This window comes from Citrobacter sp. Cpo071 (genome assembly GCF_030332765.1).
Lineage (GTDB): Bacteria > Pseudomonadota > Gammaproteobacteria > Enterobacterales > Enterobacteriaceae > Citrobacter > Citrobacter portucalensis.
The window spans coordinates 1-13,190 of sequence record NZ_JAOWHE010000076.1 but is presented as its reverse complement, the minus strand read 5'-3'; the positions used below and the strand labels follow the sequence as shown (position 1 = coordinate 13,190).

The window sequence follows — 13,190 nt, the reverse complement described above, 5'->3', positions numbered from 1 at the left end:
TTCCTAATGCATAGGTTGTTATTCTGAGATAAAGCGTAAATAAGCTTAGCGCAATCGTATTACTCACAGACCATACATATTAGTGCATCAGGAGTTTATTACATTTTATTAGCGCCACTGTTATTAGCTGACAAGGAACGTACTACGTGTTGGATTGACACATTTATTTACCAATGAAATATTTATGGAAAAATAACAGGAGTCATTTTTGATGAAGAGATCACCGTCACAGACTGTTCGTTGCATAAGCTGTGAATTATCCTGTCAATTATTTCCGGATACTGCGGTTCGCGCCAGTTACTGCCACCGTGCCGCTTTTGCGATCTGGCCTGAGGGGAATGGTTTTCTGCAAAAAGGAATTATTGAAAAGCTTCTGCTTAATAATCAAAACCATTTGTCGCGTGGGTTTATTTTTGTGGACTTTTCTTTCCCGAATCTGCGCCTGTTTGCCGACCCGCAATGGGTTGACCGGCTTGCCTACAGCGGTATGCATATTGTGTTGATAGCAGACAGGAACCTGGCGCCGTTAGCCAACTACTGGCTGTCCAAAAGCAATAAAATACAAGGGATTATATATTCTGATGATGATGACGAAGTTCAACATCAGAAAATTAGGCGACTCTTTACGGGTCATCTCGCTAACAGCAAACGTGGACGCTCACTTAACTATACTGAAATGATATTACTGAAGCGTTTTGTGTCAGGGAAAAGTATTCAGCAAATTACCAAAATAGATAATATCGATATTAAGAAAATATATGTCTACAAGCTCAGGCTTGAAGATAAGTTAGGCCATAGTATTCATCAAATATTGTCGAATATTTTATAACGTATTTTTGAATTTTATTATTTCACATCCTTGCGATGTGGTGGACGCTCTACGCCTGAAAGCAGGAGGCTAATATGCCAAATCCCAAATCTTATTCTCGTATTGCCATAGCGGTTTCAGCCGCATTAACCTCTATGGTATTTTCAGCTCAAGCGGCATGGGTTGACGTTGATAGTCTACCCTCCACCGGACTGGTTAGCAGTCTGCCCCCGGAATTGCAGGCAATAATTCCAGCGCAGGCAAATGCCAGTTTCGCTAAAACCAGCGCCATGCCGAATTATGTTTATCAATGGAGTGCGGGCACGATTCCCGTTTATGGCAATGGATTAACGATTAATGGACCCGGCGCTGAAGCTTTTGAGCACTCTGTTACCGTTATTCAGAACAGTACAACGGGTAGTCCGGGCGTTATTTTTGGGGATGACCTGACGATTCGCACGCAGTCGAAGAATGCCGCCAATAATGGTAAAGATGTTGACGGTATCCGCACGCACGGGGCCAATACGCCGGATAACCCGGTCTTTATCATCACCGGGGATCGCACCAGTATTTATGTGGACGGTCAGGATGGTGACGGTATTAACGCCGGTTACAACTCCTATAGCCAGGGTTGGAAGGGCTCGGCCAGCATTTACGTCGGCGACGATCTGTATATTCAAACCACCGGTTCCCAGGGACGTGGTATCACAGCAAACGCGATGAAAGACGCCACGCAGGCCAAAAATACAATTGTGGTCGGTGACCGGGCACACATTGTGACGATCGGTGACAGTTCAGAGGGTCTTCGCACCGGGCAGAGCGGTTCCTCGATACTGCTTGGCAATGACGCCACCATTGAGACTTCGGGTGCTTCTTCAACGGGGATTTATGCCGCCTCATCGTCCAAAACGGAACTGGGCAACAACGCGACGATTACGGTCAACGGCGTCAGCGCTCATGCGGTTTATTCCACCAACGCGACCGTGAATCTCGGTGAAAACGCAACGATCAACGTGAACAGTTCGGCGAAAGCGGCGTCATACAGCAAAGCGCCACGCGGCCTGTATGCGACTTCACGCGGGGCGATAAATCTGGCAGGCGGTGCCGCCATTACCATGGCGGGCGATCACAGCAACGAAAGTTATGCCATCAGCACCGAAACGGGCGGCATCGTAGACGGTTCTACTGGCGGGCGTTTTCTTATCGACGGCGATCTTCATGCCGCTGGCGCGACTGCTGCAACCAGCAGCCTGCCGCTGGCGCGACTGCTGCAACCAGCAGCCTGCCGCAGCAAAACAGTACCATTAAGCTCAACATGACCGACAACTCGTTGTGGAGCGGGGCATCATACATCGCCAGCGCCACTGCCGGGACGGGCGTTATCTCGCTGCAAATGAGCGACGCGACCTGGAACATGACTAACAGTTCAACGCTCACCGACCTGACGCTGAACGGCGGGTCAGTGGTGAACTTTGGGCATGCTGACGGCGAACCGTGGCAGACGCTTACCATCAATGAAGATTTTACCGGGAACGGCGGCAAACTGGTTTTCAATACTGTCCTGAATGACGATACCTCCGAAACCGACAAGCTGAAAGTGCTCGGCAACACCGCGGGTAATGCGTTTGTGGCGGTGAATAACATTGGCGGAACCGGGGCGCAGACCATTGAAGGTATTGAGATCATCGAAGTGGCCGGTAATTCTGACGGTACTTTTGAGAAAGCGGGCCGTATTGTTGCCGGTGCGTACGACTATAACGTGGTGCAGAAAGGCAGTAACTGGTATCTGACCAGCTTTATTCCTGCTCCGCCGGATCCGGAAGACCCGGACCCCGTCGATCCGCATGACCCGGACCCTGTTGATCCGGACCCGGTTGACCCTATTGATCCAGACCCGGTCGATCCTGTAGACCCGATTATCCCTGAGCCGGAAGAACCTGTTGCGCCTCCTGTCACTGAGCAGCAATACCGTCCGGAAGCAGGCAGTTATCTGGCGAACAACTATGCGGCTAACACGCTGTTTATGACCCGACTGCACGATCGTCTGGGTGAAACGCAGTACGTCGATATGCTGACAGGCGAGAAGAAAGTTACCAGCCTGTGGATGCGTAACGTTGGGGCGCATACCCGCTTCAAAGACGGTAGCGGGCAGTTGAAAACCCAAAGCAACAGCTATGTAATGCAGCTAGGCGGCGACCTGGCGCAGTGGAGTAGCGACGGTCTTGACCGCTGGCACCTTGGCGCGATGGCAGGTTATGCCAACAGCCAGAACCGCACGCAGTCCAGCCTGACCGGCTACCATTCACGTGGTCAGGTCACCGGTTACAGCGTGGGGCTGTATGGCACATGGTATGCCAATGACGCCGACAAGACCGGCACCTACGTGGATACCTGGGCGCTGTACAACTGGTTTGATAACAAAGTGATGGGCCAGGAGCAGGCAGCAGAGAAATACAAATCCAGCGGGATAACCGCTTCGGTTGAAGCCGGTTATAGCTTCAAACTGGGTGAAAGCGAACGCAACAGCTACTGGCTGCAACCGAAAGCGCAGGTGGTATGGATGGACGTGCAAGCCGACAGTCACCGCGAAGCGAACGGTACCCGCGTGAAGGACAACACCGATGGCAACCTGATGACCCGTCTGGGTGTGAAAGCCTTTATCAACGGGCACAACGCCATCGACGACGGTAAATCTCGCGAGTTCCAGCCGTTTGTTGAAGCCAACTGGATCCACAACACGCAGACGACCAGCGTGAAGATGGACGATGTTAGCAACGGCATGCGCGGCACCAAAAACATCGGCGAGCTGAAAGTCGGCGTTGAAGGTCAAATCACTCCGCGACTCAACGTGTGGAGCAACGTGGCCCAACAGGTTGGCGACAAAGGCTACAGTGATACCCGCGGTATGCTCGGGGTGAAATATAACTTCTGATGCATTGCAGTAATGTAAATGCCGCTGATTAACCGATCAGCGGCTTTATTTTTTCTGGGAATCGTAGGCCGGATAAGCGTAAGCGCCATCCGGCATTAAGGTAGCGGGCTACAAACGTTGTCCCAGAAGTTTTGTTGGTACTCGGCTTTGGTGTAAGACTGCCAGTACAACAATATTTGTGTCTTGTGCACTGTAGTAAATCATATGGCTAACATAAGGAAAGCTGTATATATCTTCACCAAAATCATCAATTCGATGCTGCCCCATGCCTGGCATTTCAGCTAACTGAGAGAGAACGCCCCGTAATTTTCTAAGATAATCACTGGACTGTTTAGCGCCCCAATTTCTTGATGTGTAATCACGGATTTCAATAATATCGCGCTGTGCTTCTCCAGTAAGTTTGTAACTCACTTTTTATCCTTTGTGTTGATCCATCAACTCATCAAAAAAATCATCACCATCAACAATATTGCCCAAATGAATATCGTTTTGAGCACGCTGAATTTTGGCCTTCAGTAACTGGAGCTTCATGGCTTCCATTTGTTCATAGTCCTCAATGGAAACGACGACTGCAACAGGTTTACCGTTACGGTTAATTTGCACAGGTTCTCGCTGCGCTTTAAGTAGCATATCGCCAAACTGGGTTTTGGCTTCATTTGCCGTAAGAGTATGCATATTGCCACCATTTCGCATGAATCGTTCGATTCGTTCATTATAGTCGATATCTTTCTGGGGGTCACTATGAGGTGGGTGGTCAGACATAGGGTATTGTGAAAGTAGGCCGGATAAGCGCAAGTGCCATCCGGCACCAGGTGAGCATGTAAGTGTCACTTACATGATTCTAGAGAGCTATTGATCCGGAAATCTAATCTTTCCCTTCCCAATGAACTATCCGGAATTTCCGGATAGTTCATTTTCTATCAAATCCAGTTCAGTTGAGTAGGCCGGATAAGCGCAAGCGCCATCCGGTACCAAGTAAACCTGTAAGTACCGCTTGCAGGTTCAGCCGTGCTTCACTGGAGAGTCGCCAATGTGCTCTCGATTTTGTTCAGCTTCTGATGTGCCTCATTCAACTCATCCTGCAACCGTTGCTCCTGCTCGCCATAGACCATCAGGACGATACAGCCATTCATCACTTTTACGGTAATCTGTTGCCCGGTATCAAACCCCGCTTCGCGTAGCCACTTGCCGGAAAGAATAATTTTGGGTGTGGATTTGTCGAAAACATTCGGGCGGTATCCCACAATTACCGAACGCTCGGTTCCGGATTGGTCGCTGTCTGGGGTAGAATGCGAAACAGCCATAATCAACTCCTTGATAGTTGGTGAGGTTAGCTTTCGCCGGGTACTGCGAATACCAGGCGAGGGCGTTATAAATCAGGTCGCCAGATATAAAGGTACGTACCTGGTTGGTGGTATACTGCTCTTATAGGTACGTACATGTCAACGGCTAAACGCGATCCAAATCAGTCTAAATCCGGAAAAGCACCAACTTTCCAGATTCGCATCACTCCCGAGTTAAAGGCGCAGTTCGAGGCTGCGGCAAAGGCCGAAGGGATGAGTTTGGGGAATTGGCTCAAAACTTTAGGGAGAAAGGAGTTGGAACGGTTAGGTATTGAGCCACAGGATAAATAGTGAATAGATTAATTGCCCTGTCTTGCGGGAATATTAATAATTTCCATTTTTAGGGCATTTTCTCCTGAGAATATTGCAGCCAACCCCTGTCTAATTTTTAATTTATCGTTTTCTATTGCCCCGTGGGCAATAGGTGAATATATGGCTGTTTGTAATTGAACTCGCTCAAAATCATAGCCAATATCTTTCGCTATCTCTGATAGCAAGTCTAGAAAAAGATTGTTGCTTGTTTGGTTCCATATGGTGCCAGATGCATTATCATTATCAGGGTAAGATGTATTTAAATGTGCAAAGTAAAGTTTCCACGAAGATAATACTTTACTTTCAGAATCGCTTCTCTTGGTTCTTCCTCTTTTTATTTTTCCGTAAAATGCTAAGTCGATCATATTTAATGCGCGAACATGTTCATTAGACAGTCGAGAGTTCTGAGATCGAGTAGCCATAAGTTGCTTGAATATATCAATTTTTAATGATTTTTTCTGAGAATATCTTTCTATAAATTTCTGTGTCTGAATGGCTAATAATGGGCTAATTACAGTAGCAGCAATGGCCATGATCGTAAGGGCAGTGCTCATATGGGATTCTCGTTAATCATAAATGAAAATAGATATTGTGGACGAGAATTATAAAAGCATGCATATGCTGAGAATATATGGCAAATGGCTGGGATGATATGAGAATTTTGGCGGAAGATCACAGGAGTCAAAAAACACGCTTAACATCATGTTTTTATTGCTTTTAAAATATATAACACATCAATAATATACACATCGCTATACACATGAGCGGATGTGCTCATTTTTCGCACAAGCTCAAACTACGAAAAAAACTTTTTTTACGGAAAACTGTTCACACTGTTCACTCGCCATTATTTGTCTTTAATTTCAATGTGATATACGGTGAACAGTCCGTGAACAGTGAACACTTTACTGTTCACTTTCCGGGATTTCAGGTAAAAAAAGACCGGCTCATGCCGGTCCGGGTAGGTTATGTCGCGGTGGTTTCGTCGCACCGGGGCAGCCAGTCGGCGTTGCTTTCTTCCCTGAGCGCAAGGTTCGTCTGCATCCCCTGATTCGTTCGCCGCCTGGCGTAATTCAGCCCGTACTCTTTCAGCATCGATGACAGCCCTTTGCCGAACATGGTCAGGCTGAGTGTGTTCTTGTAGCCGTGCGCCTCCATGTAGACCAGATAGGCGTGATACAGGTACAGGCGCGGCTGTCGCGGGATGATATTCGCATTCCCCATGTACATACCGTCAGGCTCGGGCAGTGCCTCCAGATAGCCACAAAAATCGAATGTCGGGTCGGCGTCGCGCTTGATGCTGAGTGCCTCGTCGGAGTTCTGCTGCGACTGGAGCAGTGTGCGCGCGGTCATCGGGTCGCTGAACGTCTGCATAAGCTGACGCACGATGACGGCCAGCTCCCGGGCGATTTTATCTTTCAGCTTCGGGTCACGCTCCTCCGGGGCAATCTGTTCCGGGAAGTGCATTATCACCCGGCGACGTGACACCCCGCCGCTGCGGTCGGTGAAGCGCATCGGGTTGTTGTTCACGGCCAGAATCACCGCCGGAATATGGGTGGAGTATGCATCGCGGTATTTCGGGTCGACGGAGACCGCATCGCCGCCGGTGATGGCCTTGAGTCCTGCCCCGTCACCGCTCCATTTTTCCTGGTCAGGCAGACGTATCAGCGAGAAGCCAATCAGCGCCGCGCGCTCGCGGGGGGACTCCAGCGTTTCGATAGTCGCCGACGTGGCGTTATCTTCCCCGGCGAGCATCGTCGCAATTTCGGCCAGAATACTTTTCCCGCTGCCGCCCGGACCGGTCACTTCGAGGAAAAGCTGCCAGTCGTAACGGTTCGCCAGCACCATAAACAGCGCGGCGAGTATCACGTCACGTTTATCGGCGCGCGAACCGGCGGCGCGGTCGAGCCAGCGCCAGAAATTCGGCGCGTGTGTCTCCAGCGTTTCCCCCTCCACCGGCGGGGTGAAATCCACGTCGCACAGCGTGCGCAGCCAGTGCGTTTTGCTGTGCGGGCTGAATACTCCGCTTTTGGTATCGAGCACGCCGTTGCGAAAGCCAATCAGCCGCCGCGCCGGGGCGTCCTGCTGCGGAATAATCAGTTTCAGGGTGTCGACCACCGAGGCAATTTTCCCCGATGAGAACGGGGCGCGCAGACGCTGGAACAGCCCGGCCACGTCGCGCGCAAAGTCTGACGGCGGAATGATTTTCCATATACCGGCTTCATAGCGGGACAGGAGCTGCCCGTTCGCATCCACGGCCAGCGCTTCGCCGTAATGCTCATGCACCCGCATCGCTTTCTCACTGGTGCTCATGGCGGTAAATTCCGCCTCGCTCATGGTGCTGAACGGGCTGTCAGCCGGTGGCCGGATGGCGTCATACATGGCTTTACGCGTGGCCTCCCCGCCATGCTGTGTATACGCATCATTCCAGTCACCGAACACCGGCGGCAGGGCGACCACGCCCTCACAGGACTCTGCGGCCGCAGACGCTTTGGTCTGGCCGTCGCCGTTAAGGTCACGGTCAGCGGCCAGCACAATCCGGCAGGCCGGGTATGTGTGACGGGCAAGGCTCGCCAGAGAAAGGAGGTTCACCGACGACAGCGCCACCATGACGGTTTCGCCGGTCAGGTGATGCACGGTGAGCGCGGTCGCGTAGCCCTCCGCTATCCACAGCCGCTTTCCCGCCTCTTTTTTCCCGTCGAGAATATGACACGCCCCTTTGACCTGACCGCCTTTCAGGGTGCGTTTGAGGCCGTCAGCGTTAATGAGCTGGACGTTAACCAGTGCGCCGCTATCATCATAAAGCGGGACAACCACATCCCCGGCGCGGTACGTCACACCGCCGGTTTTGTGCAGGGCGGTGAGCGTCAGGCATTCCCGGCCGGGGAAGCCCTTGCGGGTGAGGTAGGCGTTGCCGGTGACCGGTCGGGCTTTCTCCGTCAGTTTTACGGCCAGCGCGGCCGCCGCTTTGCGGTCTGCCTCTGTTTCAGCGTCTGCGGCCGCAGTCACCGCCGGGGAAACCGGCGGCAGGTTGCCGGTCACGGCGTTCACCTTCCCGGCGGCCTCTGACGGGGTCACGCCGAACACTTTTTCTACCAGCTTAAGCCCGTCACCCGCGCCGCACTGATTGCAGAACCACGTCCCGCGTCCCTCTTTATCATCAAAGCGAAAGCGGTCGGAGCCGCCACACACCGGACAGGCCTGATGGCGGTTTTTGATGACCGTTACACCCAGCGCAGGGAGAATGCGCGGCCAGTGGCCGCACGCCTGTTTTACGGTGTCCGTTACGTTCATTTTCATCGTTATTTTCTCCCTCAGTGCAGTACCGGTGCGGTGATATGGCGGGCGCAGAGTTCATCCATCACGGCCAGCCCGAGAAAGGACAGCGACGGGGCGGCCTTGAGTGGTCCGGCTTCCATTAAATCTTCGAGCAGGGCACAGGCAATCTGGCGGCCTTTTTCCTCGCCGTGCTGGCGCAGATAGAAGCCCTCCAGCTCGGTCGCAATGGCGCTTTCCAGCGTACTGAGCGTGAGCTGCGGGTAGCGGTGCTGACGTTCGCACAGGGTCAGCCAGGCACAGGCGACCGCCCGGCGATAGAGCGCGGCGCGTAAGACGGGCGTTAATGGCTTTTTCATACGTTGCCCTCCCCGGTCAGCCAGCGCTGATTGCAGCGGTCGACCACGCCGTCAAGCCGGGCAGTCATGAGGTAAATCACCGAGGTGAGCTGTAGCTGCTGCGCCGGATTGTGGCGCAAAGAGGTGCAGTCCTGCACCTGCATCAGGTCGCCGACAAGCTGGCCGACATTGCGAAGATGTTCGAGACATTCAAGGTCTGCCCGGCTGATGGTGGGCTGGTTTATATTCTGCGGCCGTTCCGTACTGTTAACAGGCATTATTTCGTCTCCTGAGGACGTGCGTATCCCTGCGCAGATACGCACATTTTATTTTTTGGGTGTCGTTTTTAATTACAGATAATGGCGGTAGCTGTTATCCGGTTTTATTTCCGTTTCCGGCCTGAAATTATTCCGCCATTTATGCGCCACCGGCGCCGGGCGTTTAACCGGGGGAATATCATCAGGATAGTTATCGATATTCCGCGCCCGGTATTGCTGTAATGCCGGGTCAGCCGCTATTTCGCGTAATACGGCATGGCGGTTGTCAGGGTTGCGTTTAAATACATCGGGATGCTCACAGGTAAAGTCCCGCAAAAAACGACTGAGCGGAATTTCTGCCATACGGCCACCGGCAATAATACGAATGAGGATGGTGTAGGTGCGCCGGTACGGGTTCCAGACCAGCCCCGGACAGCGGTACGGCATATCCCACGGAATACCGTCGGCCAGCACGCCCGACACCACCACATCAGGAAATCCTGTACAGCGATATGTTTCGCCCGGCTGAGGGAAATCAAACATGGTGCTCCCCTCCGTTTCCCGACGTCGTGGTGAGAAAGTCACGGCACAGGCCTTTGGCTTTCAGCTCTTCCAGGACGTAGCTGACGTCCTCATGGATATAACTAAAAATCTGCGGCAGGTATAGCTGGTGTAAACCGTTCAGTTCACGACGCAGCAAATCACCGCCCACGAACTGCGAGACGGCGCTGGCGCGATTGAGTTTATGGTACGCCTCAATGCTGAGGTGCTCCTGCATGGGGTTAAAGTCATCACGACGCGCTGAGACGGTCTGAGGGGTGTTTTTATTAGGCATGTGACACCTCCACAACCGGCAGACGGGCGGCAAGGGAAAGCACATATTCCCGGACAAGGGTGCGGCGGGCGGCCAGCTCGCCACCGGCCACGGTGCGGAGCATACAGATACGGGGTTTACGGTCTGCGCGACGGACGGCGGCAAACACAAAGACAAACTGCGGGTGTGACGGGGTGAGGGTCGTAGCCATGATGGCAACCTCCAATAAGTAGCGGTTATTGCCACCACCGGAGTTCCTACACTCATGGGTGGTAGCCCGGACGGGGGTAGGAATACCGGCCTTATTGGAAACCGGCCAGCCCGAAGGCTGCCCCGCCCGGACCACCATTATCTGATACAGGCCAGTGTGAAACCACCACAGCCCGAAAAATGGGTGTACCTGAGCAACGACGTAAAAAAACACGCATGGCGCGTGTTGAGTCGCCAATAAGTAACACGGGTTCCTACGCCCGGCTGTCGATTTTGCGACAGCGACAAAACTGTACCAGGAAACACACAACGGATGCAAGCCAGAAAAAGGGACTTTGTGAGAATGGATCTGATTCATGCGTCGTATTTCCGGTTGCGGTGCGCGACACGCTCTGCCATCCACGCCGTGATTTCAGACTGTAGCCAGGCGACATTTTTACCCCCGAGGGAAACCTGTGCCGGGAAAGCATTGCGGGCGATTAAATCGTAGAGCGTGGAGCGGGACAGACCGCACTGATGAATGACTTCCGGGAGACGTAAAAAACGTTCCTGAGTCGGGGCTGAAACCGGCATCGGGTGCACGGTGGTGGGGGAGGATGGTACTGATGAAACTGTGTGCATAACGCTACCTCGTTAATATCCGCAGAGATCCGGACGTGTCCATCCGGTATCAGGTAGCGCTCTATTTTGTGAATATTTTTTCTCAATGCAACAGGGGGAAATTGTACAAAGCACGGGACAACGGGTGCTGTTTTTTTACTCAAGACCATTTAAAGGCACTGGAAGGAGTTATAAGGCACTGGAGATTTCAAAAGTGAAATGCAAATTGATTTAATCACCCTAACAGCATGAATTAATAGGATATACCGCATAAAATTTACATTCGGGATGTTCAGACCAGTGAACAGTAGTGAACAGTTGGTGAACACTTCTCTTTCAACTGTTCACTCTTTAATTTATTGTTTTACTTGTATTTTTATACTGAGTGAACAGTAGTGAATAGTTATATGTAAAAAAACAAACAGAGAGAGGGGGTTTCCTGCGACCTTTCTCTGGCCAGCCGGGTTTTTAAGTCCTGTTTGTGCCATGTCTGCTACAACGGCAATGAATCGAGTTGTTGTCTGAGGGACGGCAGAATGGCGTCAGGTTGAAAACACAGAGAGAACCCGACGATGAAACCAGATTTGTTTACCGCAGTAATGAAAACCATCGGCAGCACGCAGGATGAGAACATCCGTACGGCCATTGACAGCGCACTGGACAGCCTTAACGAGAAAGCAAACCAGAACGCAGAAGCCACGATAAATAATGCGCTTGATGCGTTCAGCAGGGCCAAATCCGCGCACACGGAAAATATGCTGAAACTGAATGATATTGATGCGGCCATTGCCCGCAGTGAGAAAGAGCGTCAGAACGCCCTGAATGAAAGTGCCGAAGCCGAACAGAACTGGCGTACCCGTTTTCGCGAACTGCGCGGCATGATGACCCCGGAACTGAAAGCCGAGCACAGTCAGCAAGTGGCCGGTCGGGAGCTGGCGGAGGAATTCACCGCCCTGATTGATGAACTCAACGATGATAAAGCCAGTACCATGCTGTCCGCCTGTACATCAGGAGATAAGTACGTCGGCACGCATTTTACGGTGTTCTCTGTCTACTCCCGGAATGAGTGGGCGACCGTGATGAAAGACATCCCTCCCTCACTGGTGCGCGCATTTGCGTTACGTCTGCGTGAACTCGAAATGAAAGGAGAAGAACACCCTCACAACGTTCTCATTCAGGAGCTGGGGGAGAATGTACTGGCGCAAAGCAGATACTACACATTCAACATGGCGCAGGAGCCGGTAATTTCAAAAATTGGGCTTCACCGTCCGGCACTCACCGGCGTGGATATGAAGCTCTTTAAAAGCCCTGTTCTCAGAATGGCGCGGGCTAAAGAGCTGGCACAGAAGAAAAAAACGCAGGGGGCTAAGCCATGATGCGCTGCCCGTACTGCAAACAGGCTGCCCATGTCCGTACCAGCCGTTACCTGTCGGATAACGTCAAACAGAGTTACCTCCAGTGCGTGAATGTCTTTTGCTCCGCAACCTTTCGCACCACCGAGTCTATCGACGAGGTGATACGGCCACCGGCAGAAGACAAGCCCGAACCACCACAAACAGTTCCAGAAACACCGCCCCGAATTCTGGACTGTGCCCGCTCATCGCTGCGCCACTGATTCAGGAGAAAAGACAATGGCACGAGCACTACTGGAACAGGCCTTTGAAACCTGTCAGAAGAATAAATCGGACTGGATGAGCAGCAAGTCAGCACTGGCGCGGGCTGAAATGGCGCTGAAGGAGCTGGAGCTGACCTGTACCTGTTATGAACCGGAGGCCGCACAGGCGCTGCGGGATGATATTGACCTGAAAAAATGGGCGGTAAATCAGTCGGCCGGGCAGTACATCCGGTCACATGAGGCCGTGCAGCGTATCAGTATCCGGCGTCAGCTCCACGCCTTTATGCAGGTAAGCGGCGACGCGCTGGCCGCCGCACTGGCACCGGAATTAATGCACCTCAGCGAACAACCTGACATCGTCAGAGAACGGGCTCTCGACCGGGCGGCCGCCAGTGTTCGCGAAGCGCTGTCCGTTCATGTAACCCGCGGAGGAAATATTGATTACGCAGAGGAAGATCGCGACATTCTGACAACCATCGGTTTCCGGCCTGACAGAGCATCGAGAGACGACAACCGGGCAAAATATACGCCTGAACAGAGTCAGATTTTCATGCGCCGACAGGCCGCGCAGACCCGCAAAAAATCCGCATAAAACGCCCCGAAAATACCCGTCTTTTTAATAAAAATAGCCATGCATGCCTACGCTGCATGGCTTTGCATGCAAAAACCTGAATTTTCCACACCC

16 protein-coding genes and 1 pseudogene are annotated in these 13,190 nt (G+C 52.3%); 6 read left to right on the top strand and 11 right to left on the bottom strand.

Features of this window, described 5'->3' with window-relative positions:
- The first annotated feature begins 211 nt into the window (after positions 1 to 211).
- The gene (locus OGY09_RS08300) at positions 212 to 829 is read left to right on the top strand and encodes a helix-turn-helix transcriptional regulator (protein WP_032945410.1); all 618 of its coding nucleotides are present in this window, start codon (positions 212 to 214) and stop codon (positions 827 to 829) included.
- 74 nt (positions 830 to 903) lie between these two features.
- A pseudogene (misL, locus tag OGY09_RS08295) lies at positions 904 to 3,740 on the top strand (intestinal colonization autotransporter adhesin MisL).
- A gap of 108 nt (positions 3,741 to 3,848) precedes the next feature.
- Here misL and OGY09_RS08290 read toward each other — a convergent pair.
- The 3 genes from OGY09_RS08290 to OGY09_RS08280 form a co-directional block, all read right to left on the bottom strand.
- On the bottom strand, positions 3,849 to 4,151 hold the full coding sequence (locus OGY09_RS08290; RefSeq protein WP_032945407.1) for a type II toxin-antitoxin system RelE/ParE family toxin: 303 nt from the start codon (positions 4,149 to 4,151) through the stop codon (positions 3,849 to 3,851).
- 3 nt (positions 4,152 to 4,154) lie between these two features.
- A complete protein-coding gene (locus OGY09_RS08285) occupies positions 4,155 to 4,415 on the bottom strand; it encodes a type II toxin-antitoxin system Phd/YefM family antitoxin (RefSeq protein WP_032945406.1) in 261 nt (86 codons plus the stop codon).
- Positions 4,416 to 4,753: 338 nt separating this feature from the next.
- A complete protein-coding gene (locus OGY09_RS08280) occupies positions 4,754 to 5,044 on the bottom strand; it encodes a SymE family type I addiction module toxin (RefSeq protein WP_032945405.1) in 291 nt (96 codons plus the stop codon).
- Positions 5,045 to 5,179: 135 nt separating this feature from the next.
- Here OGY09_RS08280 and OGY09_RS08275 point away from each other — a divergent pair, with 135 nt between their 5' ends.
- The gene (locus OGY09_RS08275) at positions 5,180 to 5,374 is read left to right on the top strand and encodes a toxin-antitoxin system HicB family antitoxin (protein WP_008786495.1); all 195 of its coding nucleotides are present in this window, start codon (positions 5,180 to 5,182) and stop codon (positions 5,372 to 5,374) included.
- A gap of 8 nt (positions 5,375 to 5,382) precedes the next feature.
- Here the strand turns inward: OGY09_RS08275 and OGY09_RS08270 are convergent, their stop codons facing one another.
- The 8 genes from OGY09_RS08270 to OGY09_RS08235 all read right to left on the bottom strand — a co-directional run bounded on the left by OGY09_RS08270 (position 5,383) and on the right by OGY09_RS08235 (position 10,911).
- Entirely contained in the window at positions 5,383 to 5,949 is a 567-nt protein-coding gene (locus OGY09_RS08270; protein WP_032945404.1) for a DUF6680 family protein, read from the bottom strand.
- 412 nt (positions 5,950 to 6,361) lie between these two features.
- Positions 6,362 to 8,695, bottom strand: coding sequence for a primase-helicase zinc-binding domain-containing protein (locus OGY09_RS08265; protein WP_286590318.1), 2,334 nt, complete (start codon positions 8,693 to 8,695; stop codon positions 6,362 to 6,364).
- 14 nt (positions 8,696 to 8,709) lie between these two features.
- A complete protein-coding gene (locus OGY09_RS08260) occupies positions 8,710 to 9,030 on the bottom strand; it encodes a DUF5375 domain-containing protein (protein WP_146718175.1) in 321 nt (106 codons plus the stop codon).
- Positions 9,027 to 9,287: a hypothetical protein gene (locus OGY09_RS08255; protein ID WP_395101068.1), complete on the bottom strand. Its 261-nt coding sequence runs from the start codon at positions 9,285 to 9,287 to the stop codon at positions 9,027 to 9,029. Before OGY09_RS08255 ends, OGY09_RS08260 begins: the two co-directional genes overlap by 4 nt.
- 72 nt (positions 9,288 to 9,359) lie before the next feature.
- Entirely contained in the window at positions 9,360 to 9,809 is a 450-nt protein-coding gene (locus OGY09_RS08250; RefSeq protein WP_121572213.1) for a hypothetical protein, read from the bottom strand.
- The gene (locus tag OGY09_RS08245; protein ID WP_286590315.1) at positions 9,802 to 10,101 is read right to left on the bottom strand and encodes a derepression protein; all 300 of its coding nucleotides are present in this window, start codon (positions 10,099 to 10,101) and stop codon (positions 9,802 to 9,804) included. The genes OGY09_RS08250 and OGY09_RS08245 overlap by 8 nt, the downstream gene beginning before the upstream one ends.
- Positions 10,094 to 10,648, bottom strand: coding sequence for a host cell division inhibitor Icd-like protein (locus OGY09_RS08240; protein ID WP_286590313.1), 555 nt, complete (start codon positions 10,646 to 10,648; stop codon positions 10,094 to 10,096). The genes OGY09_RS08245 and OGY09_RS08240 overlap by 8 nt, the downstream gene beginning before the upstream one ends.
- Entirely contained in the window at positions 10,645 to 10,911 is a 267-nt protein-coding gene (locus OGY09_RS08235; protein WP_286590310.1) for a helix-turn-helix transcriptional regulator, read from the bottom strand. Before OGY09_RS08235 ends, OGY09_RS08240 begins: the two co-directional genes overlap by 4 nt.
- A 551-nt stretch (positions 10,912 to 11,462) precedes the next feature.
- Here OGY09_RS08235 and sid point away from each other — a divergent pair.
- Genes sid through OGY09_RS08220 form a run of 3 tightly spaced genes read left to right on the top strand, consistent with a single transcriptional unit; the run spans position 11,463 to position 13,097 of the window.
- A complete protein-coding gene (sid, locus tag OGY09_RS08230; protein WP_286590096.1) occupies positions 11,463 to 12,266 on the top strand; it encodes a capsid size-determining scaffold Sid in 804 nt (267 codons plus the stop codon).
- A complete protein-coding gene (locus tag OGY09_RS08225; protein ID WP_048591398.1) occupies positions 12,263 to 12,505 on the top strand; it encodes an ogr/Delta-like zinc finger family protein in 243 nt (80 codons plus the stop codon). Before sid ends, OGY09_RS08225 begins: the two co-directional genes overlap by 4 nt.
- A gap of 16 nt (positions 12,506 to 12,521) precedes the next feature.
- Positions 12,522 to 13,097, top strand: a complete 576-nt coding sequence (locus OGY09_RS08220; RefSeq protein ID WP_286590092.1) for a phage polarity suppression protein — start codon at positions 12,522 to 12,524, stop codon at positions 13,095 to 13,097.
- The last annotated feature ends 93 nt before the right edge of the window (positions 13,098 to 13,190 follow it).

Excerpts from the sequence above, each read along its gene's own strand:
- OGY09_RS08300 (WP_032945410.1), top strand. The coding sequence starts at position 212 with ATGAAGAGATCACCGTCACAGACTGTTCGTTGCATAAGCTGTGAATTA.
- OGY09_RS08285 (WP_032945406.1), bottom strand. The coding sequence starts at position 4,415 with ATGCATACTCTTACGGCAAATGAAGCCAAAACCCAGTTTGGCGATATG.
- OGY09_RS08280 (WP_032945405.1), bottom strand. The coding sequence starts at position 5,044 with ATGGCTGTTTCGCATTCTACCCCAGACAGCGACCAATCCGGAACCGAG.
- OGY09_RS08275 (WP_008786495.1), top strand. The coding sequence starts at position 5,180 with ATGTCAACGGCTAAACGCGATCCAAATCAGTCTAAATCCGGAAAAGCA.
- OGY09_RS08270 (WP_032945404.1), bottom strand. The coding sequence starts at position 5,949 with ATGAGCACTGCCCTTACGATCATGGCCATTGCTGCTACTGTAATTAGC.
- OGY09_RS08265 (WP_286590318.1), bottom strand. The coding sequence starts at position 8,695 with ATGAAAATGAACGTAACGGACACCGTAAAACAGGCGTGCGGCCACTGG.
- OGY09_RS08260 (WP_146718175.1), bottom strand. The coding sequence starts at position 9,030 with ATGAAAAAGCCATTAACGCCCGTCTTACGCGCCGCGCTCTATCGCCGG.
- OGY09_RS08255 (WP_395101068.1), bottom strand. The coding sequence starts at position 9,287 with ATGCCTGTTAACAGTACGGAACGGCCGCAGAATATAAACCAGCCCACC.
- OGY09_RS08250 (WP_121572213.1), bottom strand. The coding sequence starts at position 9,809 with ATGTTTGATTTCCCTCAGCCGGGCGAAACATATCGCTGTACAGGATTT.
- OGY09_RS08245 (WP_286590315.1), bottom strand. The coding sequence starts at position 10,101 with ATGCCTAATAAAAACACCCCTCAGACCGTCTCAGCGCGTCGTGATGAC.
- OGY09_RS08240 (WP_286590313.1), bottom strand. The coding sequence starts at position 10,648 with ATGAATCAGATCCATTCTCACAAAGTCCCTTTTTCTGGCTTGCATCCG.
- OGY09_RS08235 (WP_286590310.1), bottom strand. The coding sequence starts at position 10,911 with ATGCACACAGTTTCATCAGTACCATCCTCCCCCACCACCGTGCACCCG.
- sid (WP_286590096.1), top strand. The coding sequence starts at position 11,463 with ATGAAACCAGATTTGTTTACCGCAGTAATGAAAACCATCGGCAGCACG.
- OGY09_RS08225 (WP_048591398.1), top strand. The coding sequence starts at position 12,263 with ATGATGCGCTGCCCGTACTGCAAACAGGCTGCCCATGTCCGTACCAGC.
- OGY09_RS08220 (WP_286590092.1), top strand. The coding sequence starts at position 12,522 with ATGGCACGAGCACTACTGGAACAGGCCTTTGAAACCTGTCAGAAGAAT.